This is a genomic window from Malaciobacter halophilus (assembly GCF_002837275.1).
GTDB lineage: Bacteria > Campylobacterota > Campylobacteria > Campylobacterales > Arcobacteraceae > Malaciobacter > Malaciobacter halophilus.
Window position 1 is genome coordinate 76,679 of record NZ_NXIF01000027.1, and the last position, 19,466, is coordinate 96,144.

Consider the following 19,466-nt stretch of genomic DNA (forward strand, 5'->3'; position numbering starts at 1 on the left):
TATACGCTTTTGAGTTCAAATATTAGTTTAAGAAATAAAATTAACACTTACTTAACAAACCATAGTTATAATAATCTTACAAAACAAGAGTTAGATTTCTCCTACATATTTAATTTCTTGCGAATTTTTTATATATCAGGTTTAGCTTCACTTTTATAAAGTGAAGCTTATTTTTAATAAAGTTTAAATAAGATAATAAAATGATTTTTAAAGTTTTTTTTACAATATTTTTTACAATTTTTTTAGGATTTTGTTTTATTTTCTATTTTAACTTTTCTTATGATAAAGAGAATAAATATAATAGATTAAATAGCATGGTATTATTAACAAATAATTTCAAAATATCTTTTTCAAACTCTTATACTGAAGATAACTCACAACTGCAAAATAAGCCATTTTTATTTCATAAAAGCACTAATCATATGGATTTTATATATGTTAAATAAATCTTTTTATAGTTTTTTATTTCTTATGCTTTTTACTCATAGAAGCAAGCACTTTTCTATATTTATTATCTCAATAATTTTAGTTTTTATTTTAAGTTCTGTAATGTTTATTTCAACTTCACTATCAAAAGATATTCAATATACACTAGATTCTCAACCTGACTTTGTAGTTCAAAAAATGAAAGCAGGGGAAGTTATTGATATTGATTTATCTTTAATTGATAAAATTGAACAAGTTTATGGAGTAAAAAATGTAACTTCAAGAGTATATGGAAAATACTTTTTTAAACCATTAAAACAAAGTTTCACAATCGTTGGAGTAGATTTTTTTGAAGAGCAAAATAGTAAAAATTTAAAAAAGTTATCTAAAAAACTTGATATGTCAAAATTTTTAGAAAAAGAGTATATGATAATAGGAAGCGGAGTTAAAAAGCTTTTTGATAAGTTTAAATATGAAAAGAGTTATTTTTTTACAACACCTTTAGGAGAATCAATAGAAGTTGAAATTTATGATGTTCTTGATGATACAACCTCACTTCTTTCAAATGACATGATAATTTTACCAAAAGAGTTAGCAAAAATAGTTTTAGGTGTAGATGAGTATAAAACTTCTGATATTGCTTTAAATGTTCCAAATGAGTTAGAAAGAGCAAATGCAAAAGTAGAAATAATCTTAAAAGATGATAACTTAAGAGTTATCTCAAAAGATGATATGAAATCATACTATTTAAATCTTTTTAATTATAAAACTGGACTTTTTTTAGTGCTTTATATTGTTACTATTCTTACATTTTTACTAATACTATATCAAAGATACTCTATGATAAATTCAAGTGATAAAAAAGAGATAGCAATACTTAAAGCAGTAGGGTGGAGTATCAAAGATATATTAAAACTAAAAGTTTTCGAAAACTTTTTAGTTGCATTTTTCTCTTTTAGTATTGGAATTATTTTATCTTTTATTTATATATTTGTGGCAAAAGCACCTTTTTTAATGCAAATATTTTTAGGTTTTTCAAATTTAGATTTTAGTTATGAATTAACACCTTACATACCATTTGGTTCAATTGTAACTTTGTTTATATTTTATGTGGTACCATTTTTATGTGTAATTTTAATTCCTGTGTGGAAAATAGCTACAGTTGATGTAATAAAGAGTATAAAATGATAGAAGTTAAAAATCTTTATAAAATCTTTAATCAAAATAGAAAAAATGAGTTTACTGCACTTGAAAATGTAAGTTTATTTATTCCAAAAGAGCAAATTGTTCTTTTAAAAGGTGTAAGTGGTAGTGGAAAATCTACTTTATTATCAATAATTTCAAGTTTACAAAAACCTACAAGTGGAGATGTTATTGTAGATGGTGAACATATTGCAAAACTACCTGATTTGCATGCTTCAAAGTTTAGAAATGAAAAAATAGGGTATGTTTTTCAAGATTTCAATTTAATAAATAGTTTAGATGTATTTCATAATGTACTGACTCCTTTAATAGTTCAAAACCTTTCTAAAAAGGATATAGAAACAAAAGTTATACATGCTTTATCTTTAGCTAATATAAAACATAAAAAAGATGAATTTGTATCAAATTTAAGTGGGGGAGAAAAACAAAGAGTAGCAATAGCAAGGGCTTTAGTTTGTGATGCTAATATTTTACTTTTTGATGAACCAACGGCAAATTTAGATAAACAAAACTCTTTAAAGTTTTTATCTTTACTAGAGGATTTTAAAAAGCTTAAAAAAACAGTTGTTATAGCTACTCATGACTCTATTTTTGAACAAAGCAATGTTATATTTAAAACTATAAATATGCAAGATGGAAAAATAGTTTAAATGTTTAATGAAGTTTTATTATCAAATGAAGTGATAATCTATCTTGTATCACAAACAATACTTTTAATATTGCAAATATTTGCTTTGTTTTGGGTCTTTGATATTTTAAAAAATTGGGATTTTAATAGTACAAAACCAAAACAGTATAGATTAGAAAAAAACTCTTATTTAGTAATGCTAATAATATTTTTTGCATTAATTGTAAAAATAGCATTGATTCCATATTTTGCTTATGTTATTGATAACTTATCAAATATTGTTCCAGGTGCTATGTGTGCAGCAGGAGTGATTAGTGCAAATGATTATGGGGTAAAGCTTCTTGCTTTAAAAGTTTTTATAGTGTTTTTTAACTCTATTTGGATTATTATAAATAGTGAGGATTTAAAAGAGAAAAACTATCCATATATAAAAACAAAGCTATATTTTTTTATATTTATATTTATTTTTGTTTTAATAGAGTATATTTTAGATATTTTATATTTTACAAATATATCTTTAGATGAGATTGTACTTTGTTGTTCGGTTATATTTGGTGTACAAGGAGAAAACACTCTTCCTTTAGGCTTAGATACAACAAAGTTATTGATACTTTTTTATCTGTTTTATTTATTAAATATTATGTCAAATATTTCAAGACAAGCTTTACTTAGTTTTGTAGTAAATATAATCTTTTTATATGTTTCATATTTAAGTGTTGTTGAGTTTTTTGGAACATATATTTATGAGCTTCCAACACATAAATGTCCTTTTTGTATGTTGCAAAAAGAGTATTACTATATAGGGTATTTATTGTGGAGTATGCTGTTTTTAGGTGTATTTTACGCAATAAGTTCCTTTGTGTTAAAATTTTTGATTAAAAAAGAGTTAACTTATACATATAAATATTCAATCATATTTAATACAATTTTTGTACTAATTTGTACTTTATATGTTGGAGTTTATTATTTAAAAAATGGAGTATTTTTATAATGAAAAAACTAATACCAATATTAACTATTTTTGTTCTTATTGCAATTGTAGTTACAATATTTTTATCGATGAGCGAACAAAAAAAGATGGTAGTAATTCATAGTGGTAATCATGAAAAAAAACCTGTTGATATTACATTAAATCATTTTCAAGACACACAATGTGGTATGACTATTACAACAAAAGAAAACTCTGCTCAAGTTGTATCTGCTGATGGTAAAACATGGTTTTTTGATGATGTTGGATGTATGGCTTTATGGTTTGAAAATATTGATTTTAAAGATGAAGCAACAATTTGGGTATATTCTCATGATACAAATAGATATATAAATGGTAGAACTGCATGGTATAGTAGAGTAGCAAAAACACCTATGTCTTATGGTTTTGGTGCATATGAAAAGAAAAAAGATGGTTTTATAGATTTTAATCAGATGCTTTTATATATGTTAAGAGGTGAAAATTTAACTGACCCTTATGTAAAACAAAAATTATTAGGTAAATAGTAATGGAAACAGTAAGTATAATAACTATTATAACAATTGCTTTTTTAGGCTCTTTTGGACATTGTGTTGGAATGTGTGGTGGAATTGTGGTTGCTTATTCAAGTACAAAAGTAAAAAGTGGTTGGAGTAAGCAACTTCAAGCACTTTCTCATCTTTTGTACTCTTTTGGAAGAATAACAACTTATGTAATACTTGGCTTTATTTTTGGATATGTTGGTGGAGTAGTTACTTTTGATAATCTTACAAGTGGTATTTTACTATTAACTACAGGATTTTTGATGGTGCTAATTGGTCTTTCTTTAAGTGGTAAAATAAAGTTTCTAACAAATCTTGAGCATTCAGTTTCAAAATCACCTTTATACCAAAAAACATTTAAATCATTAATTGGCTCAGACTCTTTAACAAGTTTTTATCTTTTAGGGATGTTAAATGGCCTTTTACCATGTGGTTTTGTATATGTTTTTGCTATTACAGCTGCAAGTACAGGAAGTCCTTTATGGGGAGCATTTGTAATGTTGATTTTTGGGCTTAGTACAATACCTGCACTTTTTTCTTTAGGTTTTTTTGTATCTATATTTAAACAAACTGCACTAAGAAATACATTGATAAAAATAGCCTCTCTTGTTGTTATTGGATTTGGAATTTATATCGCATATTTAGGATATGAGTATATTGTTGATCCAAATAAATCAATACTTAGTTGTCATATCTAAGAGAAGAAAACTCTCTTAGATATATTTTTACTTCTTTTTTTATACTCTTTTAATTTATTATTTTATAAAAGCAAGTAAAAGTTTGTAAACTATTTATATGGTTTAAAGTTTTACAATACTTTAAATCAATTTTTTAAAACTAAAAACTTGTATTATATAAAACCATATTAAAACTATACAAAAGTCAAGCAACTCTTTTTATGTAAACTTTTAATACTATTTAATATATACAATAAAGAAAAATCAAGTAGTACTATTTAAAGTTAATGATTTATTTTTTATAAATAAATAAAACTATTATTTTAACTCTTTGTAAAAAAAATTAGCTAAAATTAAGTATTTATATAAAAGTGAAAATATGGGAGTAAAAACTAAGTTAAGTTTGTATGAAATAAATAGTTTTTTTGATGCTTACAATTTTGTAAGTATTAAAAATACAAAAGAAGGTATAACAGATACTGTTTACATACTAAAAGATATAAATAAAAAATCATATGTATTAAAACTTTATGAAAATAGTAGTTTTAAAAAAGTAGAAGAAGAGATAATTATTTTAAAAAGTATCAGGCATTTAAAATGTGTTCTAGTTATAGATACTTCTAAAAAATATAAAAAACCTTTAGTTCTATTTAGTTTTGAAAAAGCACAAGTAAAGAGTAAATTTACTTTTGAGCATCTTAAGCAAATATCTATTTTTTTAAGACAATTACACAATGTTGATTTTGATTATAATATAAGTGGAGATTTTGAATTAAAGTTTTACTTAGAAAACTTTGTTAAAAGTGATGAGTTTTTAAAAAGATTTGAGTTTATTAAAACATTAAAATTAGAAAAAAACTGTTTAATTCATGGAGATTTATTCCCTGATAATGTACTTTTTTATAAAAATAGTTTAAAAAGAGTAATAGACTTTTCAAACTCATGTATTGGTGATAAGCAAATTGATTTAACAACAGTAGTCTTAACTTGGTGTTATGATAATAATAGACTTGATATAAATAAAGCAAACTTTTTTTTGCAAGAGTATGATAAAAGTTTAACAATTGAATATATAAAAGATTATCTTTTGTATGTTTGCTTATATTATGCAACTAAAAGATATATAAATTTAAAGAACGGGGTTTATAAAGATGTTTCATATAAGCATTTTTTGAACATGTTTGATAATATAGTTTTAATTTAATAAACTATTTTTTAATAAAATTTTAAAGGAGGGAAGTTTGAGAAAGCAAAAAAGATACTTTACGCTGTTTACTATATTGTTAGCAACAATTGAATCAAAGCTATTAAGTTTAATGAGTCTAATTTCTACACTTAATAAATTTACTTTTGCAAGAATATATAAACTGCTTTTATTAACACAATTAAAACCAATAAAACTTTATTCGACAAATCATATAAATTAGGGAGAAAAACAACACAATGAAACAGAATAAAAAACTATCTATAAGCTTAGTAGCAAGCTTACTAATTGCTACAACAACTGCATGTGCAAAATATGATATTACACCAATTACTATTACAAGTGCTTCTAAAACAGAACAATCAATAAAAGATGTAACAGCAAATGTTGAAGTAATTACAAAAGAAGAGATTGAAGATAGACATTATACTTCAATTACAGAAGCTTTAAATAGTTTATCAGGAATCTCTTTTAGCAGAAATGGTGGAATAGGAGGAAGTACTTCATTAAATTTAAGAGGTACAAATAATAATAGAACTTTAATTTTAATTGATGGAGTAAGATTTAAAGACCAATCAAGTATAAATGGTACAGATATATCTAATTTAATGGTTACAGATATTGAAAGAATAGAAGTAATTAAAGGAGACCAATCTGGTATCTGGGGTGCGGATGCTGCAGCTGGAGTTATTAATATTATTACAAGAAGTGCAAAAAATGGTTTTCATGGTTCAGCTTTTGTCGAAGGTGGTAGCTTTGATACTAAGAAGTATGGTTCATGGCTTTCTTATAGAAATGATAAGTTCTCATTAAAAGTTGATGCACAGAAAATAGATAGTGATAGTTTTACTTCTAAAACTATTAAAAGAAAAAATATTGATTCTTTTGAAGATGATTCTTATAAGAATACTACAGTAAGTTTAAAAGGTAGTTATAATATCACTAATACATCAGAAATAAACTTTAATGTTATAGATATTGATTCTTTTAAAGAGTATGATGCATCTGACCCAGATGATACTTCTATGAAAAATGATTCGGAAACAAGAATTTATACTTTAGGATATGACCAAAAATATAAAAATCATAATTTTACATTAAAATTTGATAAGACTAGAATACAAAGAGATCAAATAGGTACTACTTGGGGAGTAAAATATACTAATAATGAAATTAAGAATTTTGAAATATTAGATAATATTTCATATAACACAAAAGATTTTTTTGTACTAGGAGCAGGAGTAACAAAAGATGAAATAGCTTATACAAAAGCTGACTCTAGTAAAGCAGATGCTTCTAATAAAGCAAAATATATATATGCAACAAATAGTAATTATTTTGATAATTTTATATTGACTCAATCATTAAGATATGATAGTTTTGATAATTTTGATAATAAATTAACAGGTAAAATAGGTGCAAGATATAGTTTTAACTCAGGAGTTATATTATCAACTAATATTGGTACTTCTTATAGTGTTCCTCAATTAATACAAAATATAAATCCATGGGGAGCTACAAATTATGATATTTCACCTGAAAAGAGTAAGTCTTATGATTTAAGCTTAGAGTATGAAGGTTTAAAAGCTACATATTTTTATCAAAAAGTTGAAGATTTGATAGATTGGTATGACCCAACACCAACAAACCACTCTAATAATGATGCAATCTATAAAAATTTAGATGGTACTTCAAAATTTAAAGGATTAGAGTTATCATATAAAAAAGATTTCTTAGATGATTTATTAGCTACATTTTCATATACAAGGCTTAGTGCAAAAAATACAGATAATGAATTTTTAGCAAAAAGAGCAAAAAATAGTTTTAAATTTGCTTTTGATTATTATGGAATAGATAGTTTTCATTTTAATATAAATGGAGAATATGTTGGTACAAGATATAATAAAGATGATAGTAAAGGTGAACAAACAGGTAGATATACACTTTTTAACTCTGTGATTAATTACTCAATCAATGATAAAACAAAACTATATTTAAAACTTGATAATATAACAGATAAATATTACCAAACAATATATGGTTATGCAACAGCTGGAAGAAGTGCTTATGTTGGTTTAAAGGTTAACTTTTGATGAGATTTTTTATTCTTATATTTTGTCTTGTTAATATAGTTTTTGCAAAACAAAGAATTGTAACCTTATCTCCTTCAATAAATGAGATAGTTTATGCCTTAAATAAAGCAGATGAAGTGGTTGCAAATACAACTTATTGCAATTACCCACAGGAGTCTAAAACAGTGACTAAAGTTGGTGGATATGCAAATGTATCATTAGAAAAAATATTAAAAATGAAGCCTACTCTTGTTTTAGCACAAGATTATAATCAAAAGTTGATAGATAATTTAAAAGCCTTGGGTATTAAAACAATGGTTTTTAAAACTGATACTTTAGATTCTATAAAATATACAATAAAAAGTTTAGGGAAGGTATTTAAAGAAGAAAAAAGAGCAAACAAGCTTATCTCTTCTATTGATACAGCTTTAAATAGTACAAAAAATATTGTAAAAAATCAAAAAATTATGATTGTTATACATCCTAGCAAAAATTTGAAAAAAAGTATATTTATTGCTGGTAATAACCTGTATTTCAATGATATTTTAGAAGCATCAGGCAATAAAAATGCCTATGCTTCTAAAAACCAAGCGCAACCTGTATTAAATGTAGAGAAAATAATAGCTTTAAATCCTGATATTATTATAATTTTAGCTGCTTTTTTTGAAAATGATAAAAAAGGACTTGATGAGGTAATTGATGTTTGGAAAAGATTACCTATAAATGCAAGTATTAATAATAATATCTATGCAATTGCTAAAGAGTATTCAGGTATTCCAAGTCATAGGATAAAATATTTTATTCAAGATTATAAAAAGATATTGATTGATGTTAAAAGTAAATAATTACAATAATTTTATTTTAAAAAATATAAGTTTTTTTATTAAAAGTAATGAAAACTTAGTAATACTTGGAGAAAATGGTGCAGGTAAAAGTACCTTAGCAAAAGTTATTTGTGGACTTATTGAAAATGATTCTGTTGAGTTATATGAAAAAAACTTACAAGATTTATCTTCTCAACAAAGAGCAAATTATATAAACTATATTCCTCCAAAACTATCAATTTTTGATGAATATATTACATTAAAAGAGTTTTTAGAGCTTTCAAGTGTAAAAAGTGTTGATGTAAAAAGATTAAAAAAAGTTATATCCTTGTTAAATCTAAAAAGATTAGAGCATAGATACTGTAATGATTTAAGTTCAGGAGAAAAACAACTATTATTATTAGCTTCAAGTTTGATGCATAATGCTAAAATAACTATTTTTGATGAATTAACTGCAAATTTAGATATTAATAGATTAAAAGAGGTTTTTGATATTTTTAAATCAACTCTTTTAAATCAAAAAATCATTATTACTCATAATCTTGATTTAGCATATGCTTTAAAATTTAAAATACTTTTTTTAAAAGAAGGAAAAATTGAATTTTTTGGAACAAATGAAGAGTTTTTTACAAATAAAAATCTAAATAAATTTTATGATAGTTCAATTTCAAAAATAGATAATCATTTGGTGGTAAATCTATGAAGAAAACTCTTTTATATTTAATTAGTATTTGTATTTTAATTATTACTCCTTTTTTAGGAGAGATAAATTTAAAACTTTCAAATATTTTATTAAGTGATACTATTGATTATAAAGTATTTTGGGATTTGAGGCTACCAAGAATGGTTTTAGCTTTTTTTGTAGGGGCTGTTTTAGCACTTAGTGGATTGATTTTTCAAACTATTTTTAAAAATCAGCTAATTACTCCATATACTTTAGGAATTGCAAGTGGAACAACTTTATTTACTGCTATTTCTATTGTTTTTTTCCCTTCCTTATTGCTTTTTATTTCTGGAGTAGTAGGAGCTATTTTTACTATTTTAATTCTTTATTTTATCTCTAAGTATATAAATAAAAATCAAATTGCTGTTTCAACAAATACAATTTTATTGATTGGAATATCTTTATCTTACTTCTATTCATCAGCTTTAATGCTTATTTTTTATATTAGTAATTTACAAGAAAACTACTCAATAGTTAGATTTACACTTGGAAGTTTAGATACGGTTGGCTTTTTTGATGCTTTGGTAGTTTTTTTCTTTTCTTTGATTTTATATTTCGTAGTTTTTAAAAATAGATTTAATATAAAACTTTTATTAGTGTCAAATGATACTGCTTTTTTGAAAGGATTAGATGTACAAAAAACCAATATAACACTTCTTATAACTATTTCTTTAAGTGTTGGAGTATCAATTAGTATTGTTGGACCTATTGGTTTTATAGGCTTAGTTGTACCTCATATAATCAAAATCATTTATAAAAAAAGTGCTGAGAAACTAATTTTTCCTGTATTCTTTTTTGGAGGAGTTTTTTAGTTTTTTGTGATTTGATTGCAAGAAATTTAAATACAGATTCTGCATTACCTATTGGAGTAGTTACAGCATTTATTGGAGCTCCTTTTTTCATATATTTATTGATTAGAAGAAATAAAAAACTATAAATTAGATTTTCCAATGTTCAATTTTTCTTGAATCAAGTTCTTTTTTTACAACTTTACATAATAAAGGGAAAAATTCTAAAAAATCTTCTTCTAAATCATCAATATTTTTACAAACATGTTCATAATAACTAATAGTTGTATCCCTTGCTAATACTCTATTTGATAATCTTAAATCAACTCTTTGAAAAGCTAATTTTAGATGTTCTAAATCTTGATATTTGTTTAGTAAATCTCTTTTTATTAAGCCTTTTATTAGTCTATTTGCTTTTAAGGGAAAATAAATAGCTCTTCTATTTGCTTTCATATAAAAATCATATGAAAATTTATCTATTGGAATATTGCAAAAGCTTTGCCAGTTTTTTGTCAATAAATAATCATATGTTAAATCTACAACAATAGCTTTTAACAAACCTTTGTTTTTTAATCTCTTCTTACTTTTTATTACTATTTCATTTGAATCAGTAAAAGAGTCTATGATTTTATGAACTCTAACACCTTGTTTTAACTCTTTACTTGCATGATTCCAAAGTCTAGTTTTAAGCGGGTCTGCTAAAAAATTACCTAATTGAAAATCTATATTTTGTTCTGATAAAAATATATGTGCTAACCAATTCATTTCTTACCTTTATTTTTTATTTTAACATATGAAAGTAAATGAAATATTTATTATTATAAGTTTAGGTTATATATAAGTAAAAATTATTTAAGAAAAATAAGGTATAATTATATTTATAGTTAGCATAAAGGGTTGAGTTTTGCTTTTAATTTCTTCGGGATATGTGCAAAAGCAATAGTGCTATTTTTGATAAATTTATCTTTTTCATAAATAGCTACTTCAATATTCATGCTATTTGGATTTATGCTTAAGAGTTTAAGTTCTTCTTTTTTATCATTTTGAAAAGATAGATTTTGTTTACTTAAATTTACCAAAGCTTTTTTTGCCATATAAACTCCTTTTTTGCTAATTATAATAAATTTATTATAAAAAGGTTTTTTAATGAGTGATGAGACAATAAAATCTATTCCCTCAAATAGGTTGCAGTTTTTTCCTGTGATGATGTTTGCAGTTATTATGGGGCTTAGTGGTTTAACTTTAGTTTATGAACGTGCCCATGAAGTTTTAGGCTTAAGTTCTATTTTTTATATAACTTTAAAACTACTTACTACTACTATTTTTATATTTGTTATAATTACTTACTTAGCTAAGTTTTTTATTTATCCAAAAGAGGTTAAAAAGGAGTTCTCTCATCCTATAAGAGTAAACTTTTTTGCTGCTATTTCAATCTCTTTCTTACTTGTATCTGTATTATATAAACATAATATAAATATTTCAAATATACTATTTTATTTTGGATTATTTTTGCATCTTTTTTTCACATTTAATACTTTAAAATTTTGGATAAATAATAATTTGGAGATGAAACATTCAAATCCTGCTTGGTTCATCCCTATTGTTGGTAATCTAATTATACCAGTAGTAGGAACAACTCATTTAGATAGTATGTATTTAATGTTTTTCTTCTCAATTGGTATCTTTTTTTGGGTAATAATGCTTTCAATTATTTTAAATAGAATAATTTTTCATAATCAGTTTGCTCCTAAATTTATGCCAACACTTTTTATCTTAATTGCACCACCCTCAGTTGGGTTAATTGCTTATTATAAAATGACTCATACTCTTGATTTCTTTGCATTGGTTTTATTTAATTTAGGTCTATTTTTTACATTTTTACTATTTTTTATGTATAAAAATTTTGTAAAAATAAAATTTTTTATTTCTTGGTGGGCATTTACCTTTCCTATGGCTACGATAGCTCTTGCATCAATTTTGATGTATGAATTAACAAGTAAAGATATATACGAGTTTTTTGCATACTTTTTTAGTTTTGTTCTAACTATGATTGTTTTAATTGTTGCTTATAATACAATTGTACATATGTTTAAAAAAGAGATATGCATAATGGAGTAAAATAATTTTTCTTATAATAGTTTATGAAACCTTTTGTTATACTCATGCTAACTTATACATAAAAGGTAATAGTTATTATGGAATTTAGATATATAGGAAATAGTGGATTAAGAGTTACTCCAATTTGTTTAGGAACTATGACATTTGGAAGTACTACTACTAAAGAAGAAGCATTTAAAATAATGGATAAAGCATATGATTTAGGAATTAACTTTTTTGATACAGCAGAGCTTTATCCTGTTCCTCCTAATGCAAAGGATGCAGGAATTACTGAAGAGATAGTAGGTCAATGGCTAAAAACAAAACCAAGAGACTCTATAATCTTAGCAACAAAAGTAGCAGGAGCTGCTTCTGGATGGTTTGTTCCTCCTATTAGACATGGACTTACAGCAATTGATTCTTTTCATATAAAAAGAGCAGTTGAAAAGAGTTTAAAAAAATTAGATACAGATTATATAGACCTTTATCAAATGCATTGGCCAGATACAGTTGTACCAATTGAAGAGTCTTTAAAAGCTTTTGATGAACTTGTAAAAGAAGGGAAGGTTAGATATATTGGTACTTCAAATGATAGTGCTTATGGACTTACAAAAGCAAATGAAATTTCAAAACATAAAAACTTAACAAGATACCAATCAATTCAAAATAATTTTTCATTATTAAATCCAAGATTTTTAGATGAGTTAGCAAATGTATGTAAAAAAGAGAATATTTCATTGCTTCCTTATTCCCCAATTGCAGGAGGAGTTTTGGCAGGAAAATATAACAGTGGACTTTTCCCTGATGATGCTAGATTTGGAATTTATATGAAAAATAAGAGTTCTAGAGTACAAGCTATGGCAAAGAGATTTGTAAATGAAAAAACAATTGAAGCCACAAAAAAATATGTAACTTTAGCTAAAGAATATGGTATTTCACCAGTAACTTTAGCAGTTTCATACTCTAAACATTTTGATTTTGTTGCTTCAACTATTATTGGAGCAAGAAAAGTTGAACAATTAGATGATTCTTTAAAAGCTTTAAACTTTAAAATTGATGATGAGTTATTTAGACAAATACAGAAGATACAAAAAGAGATTTTATATCCTATGGGATAATTAAGTAAGGAATTGGATGGAACTATTTTTTTTCTTTTTTCTTTTTGCTTTGTTAATAATGCAATACATAAGTCTTTTGACAAGATTTAGAGTATTTAGAATTTCAAGAAAGGTATTTGATAAAAAGTTGAAAATTGAACAAATAAAACTTCATTTTTCTACTTTTCCACTTTTTCCTATACCAGATGGAAATAAGTTTGTTACCTTACTTGATTTAAATGACAATGAATACTTCTCTTTTTTAGTTGAAACAAATGATGATGAACAAGAATTAGTAAAAAAGATTGCAAAATCTAGAGATAAAAAGAACATATTAGTAAAAGAGTCTAAAGAGTTTTACTCTTTACTTAATAAAAATATAAAAGATGATTTTTTTGTAAATTTAAAAGTTGCAGACTTGCCAAGAAGCTTAAATAAGGGAATAGATAAAGAGGTTATTGTATTTGTTGATGAAAATTTGCTTCAAGAAACAAAACTTTGTATTAGTTTTGAGTTTATAAAATATTTTGTTAGATATTATGATGATGTAATGTTTAAATTTTACTCAAATTCTTATAAAAAGAGTTTTGATTTTATTATCCAAAAAGGTTATCTTGGTGCATATGAAAAGATTGATTCACTTATTATGGACTCAAATGAAGTATATACAAATAAATTAAGTGAACACTTATACAGTATTAAGAACAAAAAGTATAATTACTACAATAAAATATTTGATAAAAATGAAAAATTGAGTGCTTATCAAAATTTAAGAAAAACTATTTATAACGAAAGTTTCAAGAAAAACTACTTTTTAAATGAAGAGGATATTTATTTAGAAGTAGGAGAAGATTTAAGACAAATTGTTAAAAAACAGTTTCAAGTGACTTTATTTAGGGATAAGGCATTTGAGTTAGAAACTTTTCTTACAAAAGAGAAAGATAGTTTTATTTTAGAAAGTTATATTCCAGAAGATGACTCAAAGATTAAAAGAATTACTTTTAACTTTAAACAGAAAAGTTTTAGTGTGGAATAGATTTTAAAACTATTTAATTAAACAAAAAATTAATTTTTTTGTTTAATTTTAAACTTATATTAATTATTAAAAACTATAATAAATAACAAAAAAGTAACAAAAAAATCAATAGTTTTTTTAACTTTTTTATACATACTTTCAAAATGTAATTTATTCTAGGATATTAATGACTGAAAATAAAGCTGAAAAAAAACTATTATTACTTGTAAAATATGCAATGCCTCTTGTAACAATTTTTGTTTCATTGATTTTTACAGTATTTATAATAGTAAATAATTTTGAAGAGTTCAAAAATGACTCTAAAAATTTAAAAGCAGAATATATAAAAACTCAAAAAGTGTTAATGAAAAGTGAAGTTCAAAGAGTTTATGATTGGCTGCAAAAAGCACAAAATAGTATTCGTCCAACAATTAAAAAAAATATTAAAAATAGAATATATGAAGCTTATGAAGTTGCAATTAATATCTATAATGAGAATAAACATAAAAAGAGTAATAAACAAATAATTAAACTTATAAGCGACTCATTAAGAGGAATAAAGTTTAATAATAATAGGGGCTATTACTATATTTTTGATTTAAAAGGAAACTCTATATTGTACCCTCCTAATAGAGAACTAGAGAGTAATAACTATTTAGAGTATAAAGACCCTAATGGCTTTAAAATAGTAAAAGAATCAATACAAATTGCTAAAAATAAAAAAGAGGGATATTTAGAGTTTTTATGGAAAAAACCTAATAATAAAAAACAGTATTATAAAAAACTTTCATATATTAAAGTTATTGATGAACTTGGTATATATATAGGAACAGGTGAGTATATAAAAGATTTTGAAGATACTATTAGAAAAAAAAGTATTGAGAGTTTACAAAATTTAAGATATGGTCTTAATAGTTTTGTTTTTTTAGTTTCATATGATGGAGTATATTTATCTCACTTAAAAAGTGACTATGTAGGATTAAACAGAATTGATTTAAAAGATGAAAATGGTATTTTTATAACAAAAGAGATAATAAAAACTGCAAAAAAAGGTGATGGTTTTACAAGCTATATCTCTACTATTATGCCAGAAACTAATAAACCAGCAAAGAAGACTACATATGTAAAAGGTTTTGATAAATGGCAAATAGCTATTGCTTCAGGTTTTTATAATAAAAAAATTGATGAAAAGATAGAACAAAAAGAAAAAAGTTTAAATAAAAGAAATAGTGAATATATTTTGAAAATAGTTTTTATTTCTATAATTATTACTATTTTTTTATTTGGATTATCTCTTTATGTTTCATACTATTTAGAAAAATATTTTTTAAAATATAGAAAAAAAATATTTGAAGAGATGGAGAAAAATAAGAAAAAAGATTTGCTTCTTGCTCATCAAACAAAAATGGTTGCAATGGGTGAAATGCTTGAAAATATTGCCCATCAATGGAGACAACCATTATCTATTATTACTACAAGTGCAAGTGGAATGCAGTTAAACAAAGAGATGGGGATTTTAACAGATGAAAATCAAAAAGAGTCAATAGATATTATTATTTCAAATGCTAAACACCTTTCTCAAACAATAGATGATTTTAGGGATTTTTTAAGTAGTAAGAAAAGTACAAAGCTTTTTGAGATTCAAACTGTATATGAAAAGACTTTAAAATTAATAAGTTCAAAATTAAAATCAAATGAGATTACCATAGATGCAAATATTGAAAATATTAAAATTGATGCATATGAAAATGAGTTAATACAAGTACTTATGAATCTATTTAATAATAGTTTTGATGCATTTAAAATAAAACAGATAAAAGATAGAAAAATTACATTTAATGTATTTAAAAAAGCTGAAAATGTAATCATAGAGTTTAGTGATAATGCAGGGGGAATCCCAGAAGATTTGATAAATAGGATATTTGAACCATATTTTACAACAAAACACAAATTTAATGGTACAGGAATTGGACTATATATGTGTCAGCAGATAATAAATAAACAATTTAATGGAGAAATTAAAGTAAAAAATTTAAAAGATGAAGTAAAAGTGTTAGGTGTAAAATTTATAATAAAAATACCAATTAATTAAAAATATCATAATTAAATAATTAACAAAAGTTAAGTATAATTGCTTATTATTAAGGGAATGGGATGAAAATTAGAGTCTATTATGAAGATACTGATGTAGGTGGTGTAGTATATTATGCAAACTATTTAAAGTTTTGTGAAAGAGCAAGAAGTGAGCTTTTTTTTAAAAAAGGTTTGACTCCTCACATAAGTGATATGGAATTCTTTGTTGTAAAAGAAGTAGATGCAAAATATATAAAACCTGCAAAATTTGGTGATTTACTTGACGTATCTGCAAAACTTGAATCAAAAAAAAGTGCTTCTTTAATTATGCATCAAGAAGTAAGAAGAGAAAATGAACTTCTTTTTACAGCTAGATTTAAATTAGCATATTTAAAAGAGTTTAAACCAGCAAAGATTCCACAAGAACTTTTTGAAGTATTTTTAAATGATTAAAAAACTATTATTACTTTTTTTTGTTTGTAACTCTTTTTTATATTCAAAAAATATTTTAATACTAAACTCATATCATCCATCATTTTCATGGACAAAAAAGCAAGTTGATGGAATAGTTAACACTTTAACCTCCTCAAAAAAAGATATAGATATCTATATAGAGTATATGGATACTAAAAGAAATAATCCTACATTAATGTATAAATATAAATTTTTAACTCTTTTAAAATATAAATACATAAACAAAAAGATTGATTTAGTAATCTCTACTGATGATACAGCCTTAAACTTTTTAAAAATGTTTAGAGATAAAATATTTACAGATAGTAAGATTGTTTTTAGTGGAGTAAATAATTTAAATATATTAGAGGACTACACTAAAAATGATATTACAGGTGTTTTTGAGAGAATGACACCTATTGTTAATTATGAACTTGCAAAGAAAATTAATCCTAATTTAAAAAAACTTTATTTAATAGGAGATGATTCTGTAACTTTTGAAGTGCTTAAAAAGCTTGTATTAAAAGAGTTAGACAGAACAAAAATTGATTATGAGTTTTTAAGTTATAAAAGTATTGATAAACTTACTTCACGATTAAAACAGCTTGATGATGACTCTATGGCAATGCTTATTATGACTGCTAGATATGTGGATAAAAACAATAATCCAATCTCAATGGAAAGTGCTTTAAAAAAAATTAGCGACGCTTATAAAAAACCTATAATCTCTACTGCAAAAGTTTTTAATAGGGGTGGAAAAATTATAGGTGGTTATGTAGTTGATGGAAATAGACAAGGTGTTTTAGCAGCAAAATTAGCCCTAAGAGTTCTTGAAAATCCCACTTTAAATATAAAACCTATATTAAATGGTACAAATTCATATGTTTTTGATTACAATGCATTAAGATTTTTTGGTATTGATATAAAAAAACATTTACCCTCTTTAAGTATAGATATTGCAAATAAACCAATTTCATTTTTTGAACATTTTAAACAAACTATTATCATAATTTTTATTATTGCTTTGTCTTTAATTGTAATACTTTTAATTTCATTATTTTATAACTTTAGATTAAAAAAAGTAAATAAAAGATTAGAAGAGTCTAATAAAAATATTCAAATATTTATTGATAATATTTTAGAAGGTATTATTATCTCAAAAGATAGTATTTGTATAGATTTAAATAAAGAAGCAGTAAAACTTTTAGGCTATAAGAAAAAAAATGAATTAATAAATAAAAACATATTAGAGTTTTTACCTAAAAATCAACATGATTTTTTAAATAGTGAAAATGCAGGAGAAGCGGTATTTATAAAGAAAAATAAAGAACGAATAAATGTATTAGCAATGAATAAAGAAGTTACTTTTGAAGATATGAAAGTAAATGTAACTTCTTTTGTAGATTTAACTCATTCAAAAAAGAGGGAAAAAGTACTTTTTGAACAAAGTAAATTGGCATCTATGGGAGAGATGATAGGAAATATTGCTCATCAATGGAGACAACCCTTATCTGCTATTTCAACATCTGCTTCTGGTTTAAAACTTCAATATGAAGTAAAAGTTATGGATGATGAGATGTTTCATAAGTCAATAGATAATATTTTAAAAAGTACTAACTATTTATCAAACACTATTGATGATTTTAAAAACTATATTAAAGGAGATAAGGTTGTAACAAAATTTGATGTTTCACATGCAATAGATAACAGTATTGAATTATTAAGTGCAACTTTTAAGAATCATGGAATAAATATTGTTAAAAACTTTGATAAGATTGAAATTTATAGTTGTTTTAATGAATTGATTCAAGTTTTGATAAATATTTTAAATAATTCAAAAGATGCTTTAAATAAAAATTGTAAAGATGAAAAAGTAATTTTTATTACTATAAAAGATGAAAAAGATACAGTAATTATTGAAATAACTGATAATGCACTAGGAGCAAAAGATAAAATACTCCCAAAAATATTTGAACCATATTTTACAACAAAAAGTCAATCACAAGGAACAGGTTTGGGGCTTTATATGAGCCATAATATAGTAACTGAGAGTTTAAAAGGAACTATTTTTGCATCAAACAAAGAGTTTATTTATAATTCAAAAGATGCAAAAGGTTTATGTATGCAAATTACACTGCCAAAATATATTGAAATAAAGGATGAAAATTAATGAAAAAAATAGTTTTTTGTTTAATGCTATTTTTAACGACTATTTATGCTCATGATGAGCTTTATTATTTACCTAAAGAGTCAGATAATGCTATTAAAAGAGTTGAAGAATTGATAAATAATAGTAAAAATTCTATTGATTTAGCAATGTATAATTTTACATATAAAAGATTTGCAAAACTTCTTAAAAAAAGTGCTCAAAGAGGTGTTAGAGTAACAGTAGTTTTAGATAAAAAGAAAGTTTTAAAAGAGAAAAAAACTCAATATGATTATCTGATAAAAAATGGAATAGATGTAATTTTATTGGATACAAAACTTCATATGAAAATGGCAATATTTGATAAAAAAGAGGTTGTTTTTGGAAGTGCAAACTGGAAAAAAGAGTCTTTTAAAAATGATTATGAAATTCTTTATATTTCAAGAGATAAAGAAGTATTAGAAAGATTTAACTATATATTTAAAGAACTGCTAGAAGAGTATAAGTAATTTATACTCTTTACTAATCTA

19 protein-coding genes and 1 pseudogene are annotated in these 19,466 nt (G+C 24.1%); 18 read left to right on the forward strand and 2 right to left on the reverse strand.

Going from position 1 to position 19,466, the window contains the following annotated elements; all coding sequences use genetic code 11:
* The first annotated feature begins 435 nt into the window (after positions 1-435).
* The 11 genes and pseudogenes from CP960_RS07385 to CP960_RS07435 all read left to right on the forward strand — a co-directional run bounded on the left by CP960_RS07385 (position 436) and on the right by CP960_RS07435 (position 10,204).
* Positions 436-1,614 carry an ABC transporter permease gene (locus tag CP960_RS07385; protein WP_101184777.1) on the forward strand — a complete coding sequence of 393 codons (1,179 nt, stop codon included), beginning with the start codon at positions 436-438 and terminating at the stop codon, positions 1,612-1,614.
* Positions 1,611-2,279: an ABC transporter ATP-binding protein gene (locus tag CP960_RS07390; protein ID WP_101184778.1), complete on the forward strand. Its 669-nt coding sequence runs from the start codon at positions 1,611-1,613 to the stop codon at positions 2,277-2,279. Before CP960_RS07385 ends, CP960_RS07390 begins: the two co-directional genes overlap by 4 nt.
* Positions 2,280-3,248: a hypothetical protein gene (locus tag CP960_RS07395; protein WP_101184779.1), complete on the forward strand. Its 969-nt coding sequence runs from the start codon at positions 2,280-2,282 to the stop codon at positions 3,246-3,248.
* Complete coding sequence (locus CP960_RS07400; RefSeq protein ID WP_101184780.1) at positions 3,248-3,751, forward strand: hypothetical protein; 504 nt, start codon at positions 3,248-3,250, stop codon at positions 3,749-3,751. The genes CP960_RS07395 and CP960_RS07400 overlap by 1 nt, the downstream gene beginning before the upstream one ends.
* Before the next feature lie 2 nt (positions 3,752-3,753).
* Complete coding sequence (locus CP960_RS07405) at positions 3,754-4,464, forward strand: sulfite exporter TauE/SafE family protein (RefSeq protein WP_101184781.1); 711 nt, start codon at positions 3,754-3,756, stop codon at positions 4,462-4,464.
* Between the two features lie 358 nt (positions 4,465-4,822).
* Entirely contained in the window at positions 4,823-5,647 is an 825-nt protein-coding gene (locus CP960_RS07410; RefSeq protein WP_101184782.1) for a phosphotransferase, read from the forward strand.
* A gap of 37 nt (positions 5,648-5,684) precedes the next feature.
* Entirely contained in the window at positions 5,685-5,870 is a 186-nt protein-coding gene (locus CP960_RS07415) for a hypothetical protein (RefSeq protein WP_101184783.1), read from the forward strand.
* A gap of 16 nt (positions 5,871-5,886) precedes the next feature.
* Positions 5,887-7,740 carry a TonB-dependent receptor plug domain-containing protein gene (locus CP960_RS07420; protein ID WP_101184784.1) on the forward strand — a complete coding sequence of 618 codons (1,854 nt, stop codon included), beginning with the start codon at positions 5,887-5,889 and terminating at the stop codon, positions 7,738-7,740.
* Positions 7,740-8,564 carry an ABC transporter substrate-binding protein gene (locus CP960_RS07425; protein WP_101184785.1) on the forward strand — a complete coding sequence of 275 codons (825 nt, stop codon included), beginning with the start codon at positions 7,740-7,742 and terminating at the stop codon, positions 8,562-8,564. The genes CP960_RS07420 and CP960_RS07425 overlap by 1 nt, the downstream gene beginning before the upstream one ends.
* Positions 8,548-9,246 (forward strand): ATP-binding cassette domain-containing protein, encoded by a 699-nt coding sequence (locus CP960_RS07430; RefSeq protein WP_101184786.1) that lies wholly within the window; start codon positions 8,548-8,550, stop codon positions 9,244-9,246. Before CP960_RS07425 ends, CP960_RS07430 begins: the two co-directional genes overlap by 17 nt.
* Positions 9,243-10,204: pseudogene (locus tag CP960_RS07435) on the forward strand (FecCD family ABC transporter permease). Before CP960_RS07430 ends, CP960_RS07435 begins: the two are co-directional and overlap by 4 nt.
* A gap of 1 nt (position 10,205) precedes the next feature.
* Here CP960_RS07435 and CP960_RS07440 read toward each other — a convergent pair.
* Together CP960_RS07440 and CP960_RS07445 are read right to left on the reverse strand one after the other, a co-directional pair.
* Positions 10,206-10,820, reverse strand: a complete 615-nt coding sequence (locus CP960_RS07440; RefSeq protein WP_101184787.1) for an acyl carrier protein phosphodiesterase — start codon at positions 10,818-10,820, stop codon at positions 10,206-10,208.
* Positions 10,821-10,939: 119 nt separating this feature from the next.
* On the reverse strand, positions 10,940-11,149 hold the full coding sequence (locus CP960_RS07445; protein ID WP_101184788.1) for a malate dehydrogenase: 210 nt from the start codon (positions 11,147-11,149) through the stop codon (positions 10,940-10,942).
* A 52-nt stretch (positions 11,150-11,201) separates the two neighbouring features.
* Between CP960_RS07445 and CP960_RS07450 the strand changes: the two genes are divergently transcribed.
* The 7 genes from CP960_RS07450 to CP960_RS07480 all read left to right on the forward strand — a co-directional run bounded on the left by CP960_RS07450 (position 11,202) and on the right by CP960_RS07480 (position 19,445).
* Positions 11,202-12,173: an SLAC1 anion channel family protein gene (locus CP960_RS07450; protein ID WP_101184789.1), complete on the forward strand. Its 972-nt coding sequence runs from the start codon at positions 11,202-11,204 to the stop codon at positions 12,171-12,173.
* A gap of 77 nt (positions 12,174-12,250) precedes the next feature.
* Positions 12,251-13,270, forward strand: coding sequence for an aldo/keto reductase (locus tag CP960_RS07455; protein WP_101184790.1), 1,020 nt, complete (start codon positions 12,251-12,253; stop codon positions 13,268-13,270).
* 16 nt (positions 13,271-13,286) lie between these two features.
* Positions 13,287-14,285 (forward strand): hypothetical protein, encoded by a 999-nt coding sequence (locus CP960_RS07460; protein WP_101184791.1) that lies wholly within the window; start codon positions 13,287-13,289, stop codon positions 14,283-14,285.
* Positions 14,286-14,451: 166 nt separating this feature from the next.
* The gene (locus CP960_RS07465; protein ID WP_101184792.1) at positions 14,452-16,356 is read left to right on the forward strand and encodes a sensor histidine kinase; all 1,905 of its coding nucleotides are present in this window, start codon (positions 14,452-14,454) and stop codon (positions 16,354-16,356) included.
* A gap of 62 nt (positions 16,357-16,418) precedes the next feature.
* Positions 16,419-16,790 (forward strand): YbgC/FadM family acyl-CoA thioesterase, encoded by a 372-nt coding sequence (locus CP960_RS07470; protein ID WP_101184793.1) that lies wholly within the window; start codon positions 16,419-16,421, stop codon positions 16,788-16,790.
* Positions 16,783-18,960 carry an ATP-binding protein gene (locus CP960_RS07475; protein WP_101184794.1) on the forward strand — a complete coding sequence of 726 codons (2,178 nt, stop codon included), beginning with the start codon at positions 16,783-16,785 and terminating at the stop codon, positions 18,958-18,960. The genes CP960_RS07470 and CP960_RS07475 overlap by 8 nt, the downstream gene beginning before the upstream one ends.
* Entirely contained in the window at positions 18,960-19,445 is a 486-nt protein-coding gene (locus CP960_RS07480; protein WP_101184795.1) for a phospholipase D-like domain-containing protein, read from the forward strand. The genes CP960_RS07475 and CP960_RS07480 overlap by 1 nt, the downstream gene beginning before the upstream one ends.
* The last annotated feature ends 21 nt before the right edge of the window (positions 19,446-19,466 follow it).

Bases quoted from the DNA above. Each gene is read 5' to 3' on its own strand.
- CP960_RS07430 (WP_101184786.1), top strand. From the start codon at position 8,548: ATGTTAAAAGTAAATAATTACAATAATTTTATTTTAAAAAATATAAGT.
- CP960_RS07480 (WP_101184795.1), top strand. From the start codon at position 18,960: ATGAAAAAAATAGTTTTTTGTTTAATGCTATTTTTAACGACTATTTAT.
- CP960_RS07425 (WP_101184785.1), top strand. From the start codon at position 7,740: ATGAGATTTTTTATTCTTATATTTTGTCTTGTTAATATAGTTTTTGCA.
- CP960_RS07420 (WP_101184784.1), top strand. From the start codon at position 5,887: ATGAAACAGAATAAAAAACTATCTATAAGCTTAGTAGCAAGCTTACTA.
- CP960_RS07410 (WP_101184782.1), top strand. From the start codon at position 4,823: ATGGGAGTAAAAACTAAGTTAAGTTTGTATGAAATAAATAGTTTTTTT.
- CP960_RS07440 (WP_101184787.1), bottom strand. From the start codon at position 10,820: ATGAATTGGTTAGCACATATATTTTTATCAGAACAAAATATAGATTTT.
- CP960_RS07445 (WP_101184788.1), bottom strand. From the start codon at position 11,149: ATGGCAAAAAAAGCTTTGGTAAATTTAAGTAAACAAAATCTATCTTTT.
- CP960_RS07465 (WP_101184792.1), top strand. From the start codon at position 14,452: ATGACTGAAAATAAAGCTGAAAAAAAACTATTATTACTTGTAAAATAT.
- CP960_RS07450 (WP_101184789.1), top strand. From the start codon at position 11,202: ATGAGTGATGAGACAATAAAATCTATTCCCTCAAATAGGTTGCAGTTT.
- CP960_RS07400 (WP_101184780.1), top strand. From the start codon at position 3,248: ATGAAAAAACTAATACCAATATTAACTATTTTTGTTCTTATTGCAATT.
- CP960_RS07395 (WP_101184779.1), top strand. From the start codon at position 2,280: ATGTTTAATGAAGTTTTATTATCAAATGAAGTGATAATCTATCTTGTA.
- CP960_RS07385 (WP_101184777.1), top strand. From the start codon at position 436: ATGTTAAATAAATCTTTTTATAGTTTTTTATTTCTTATGCTTTTTACT.
- CP960_RS07390 (WP_101184778.1), top strand. From the start codon at position 1,611: ATGATAGAAGTTAAAAATCTTTATAAAATCTTTAATCAAAATAGAAAA.
- CP960_RS07405 (WP_101184781.1), top strand. From the start codon at position 3,754: ATGGAAACAGTAAGTATAATAACTATTATAACAATTGCTTTTTTAGGC.
- CP960_RS07455 (WP_101184790.1), top strand. From the start codon at position 12,251: ATGGAATTTAGATATATAGGAAATAGTGGATTAAGAGTTACTCCAATT.
- CP960_RS07470 (WP_101184793.1), top strand. From the start codon at position 16,419: ATGAAAATTAGAGTCTATTATGAAGATACTGATGTAGGTGGTGTAGTA.
- CP960_RS07460 (WP_101184791.1), top strand. From the start codon at position 13,287: ATGGAACTATTTTTTTTCTTTTTTCTTTTTGCTTTGTTAATAATGCAA.
- CP960_RS07475 (WP_101184794.1), top strand. From the start codon at position 16,783: ATGATTAAAAAACTATTATTACTTTTTTTTGTTTGTAACTCTTTTTTA.